Below are 1,579 nucleotides of genomic sequence, written 5' to 3'. Positions count from 1 at the left end.
GCAAAACTTGTGATTCGGAGACAACTACTTTTAGAGTCCACCGACCTAGACGACATTGATGAAAAGAAAGATTTAATAAGCCAAATAATCGATGAGGCAACCGAAGAAGAATTCATAGTACAGGATGGCGATCGCTTTATTTTCGTTCGGTTGGACTTTGAAGAACAATGCATCCTGGCACAAAGAGTAATTCCCCTAATCAAATCATGGGAATAACAGTTTATAGTGACGGAACCCTATTGATTGAGACTTGCCTAATTAGTATTGAGTGTGAAGGCTGCCAATCAAAAAGCTATCCTTTTGGGTGGACTTACATAGCGCTAGCGAACGGGACATTTATTACAATCCGTCCAACTCAAAACCCTGTTTCCAACTAATCATGTCATGCAAAAACTAACCTGTTTCCAGTTGATAAACGGCATCAAAAACCGTATACCCAAAACCAATCCAAGAAGAAAAATAATAATCTGTTACTTGGAGAAACACGGCTATATCGAACAAACAAGCCCACACCTTTATAATCTCAAGGCAGGGGTCATTGTGGGGCGGCAAGACGTAGAAGCTATAGCCGAGGCAATAATATCAAAACGCAGCACCAGCCCAGTACTTACTCAAGCAGCCGATGACAAATAACACCGCAGACTTCACCGCATCTCTGCAAGCGATGGAAGCTGAACTACAGCGGCTCATTCAATGCAAAGACTACGCAGACATTATAGCTAGTAGGCTTTACATCCCAGACATCTCACTTGTAGATGCACTGCACGCCGTGCAAGAATGCATACATGAGTATGCCGCCATAAGACAAATTTTAGACCAGTACCCAGAGGATAGCCCGGCATGGGCTGCTACTCAACATCTGAATAAAATGCGCCATGTAAACCTACTTCAACTATCAGAGACAAACAATGATTGACGCTGAACAATTAGCTAAGTTAGCTTACGAATGCAATTTATCCCAAGATAGTCTTAGTTGGAATGAATTGGATTCGCTTGCTAAAGATAAGTACATGGCATTTGCTAGATACCAAATCGAACAAGTAAAAGCTGAGATTCTTAAGCAATCACAAAAAGCAGTTAGTCTCACTAGTGGCCGGGTAATTTTACGTTTGATTGAAGTTATCCAACACAACACTCACGCAGAAAAGCAACTCATCGTTGCAAGGTTGATGCACGATTTATCATTAAAACTTAAAGAAGAACCCCCTGATTGCGACAACCCTCCCTTTTGAGATTGGGGGCAGCAATCACTGTCCCCCGAAAACTTCTGATGATTACATAGCGAAAAGCCGCCTCTGCGGCGATTACTAAAGCAGTAAAGGAGTTACCAGCAGAGGCGACTCCTTTACAAATTAAGCAGGCGATAGACAGATCTTACCCATTCGGCAGCCGTGAAAATCACCCATACAAAATCTGGCTGGACGAACGCCGATTAGACCAGTACCCAGATGATAGCCCGGCATGGGCTGCTCTCAACATATAGAGAGAATGCGCGATGAAAACCTACTCCAACTATCAAGAGACAGATAATGATTGACACTGAAAGATTAGCAAAACTAGCTTACGAATCCAAATATAC

3 protein-coding genes are annotated in these 1,579 nt (G+C 42.6%); all 3 read left to right on the top strand.

Features of this window, described 5'->3' with window-relative positions; all coding sequences use genetic code 11:
• A partial coding sequence (locus H6G32_RS26370; protein ID WP_190463715.1) for a hypothetical protein occupies positions 1-216 on the top strand: 216 nt, incomplete at its 5' end.
• A gap of 406 nt (positions 217-622) precedes the next feature.
• Positions 623-916, top strand: a complete 294-nt coding sequence (locus H6G32_RS26365; protein WP_190463713.1) for a hypothetical protein — start codon at positions 623-625, stop codon at positions 914-916.
• Positions 909-1,232, top strand: coding sequence for a hypothetical protein (locus H6G32_RS26360; RefSeq protein ID WP_190463711.1), 324 nt, complete (start codon positions 909-911; stop codon positions 1,230-1,232). The genes H6G32_RS26365 and H6G32_RS26360 overlap by 8 nt, the downstream gene beginning before the upstream one ends.
• The last annotated feature ends 347 nt before the right edge of the window (positions 1,233-1,579 follow it).

This window comes from Cylindrospermum sp. FACHB-282, from assembly GCF_014697195.1.
GTDB lineage: Bacteria > Cyanobacteriota > Cyanobacteriia > Cyanobacteriales > Nostocaceae > Cylindrospermum.
Note: the sequence above shows the minus strand (reverse complement) of the source record. Positions and strands in the feature narration are given on the sequence as shown.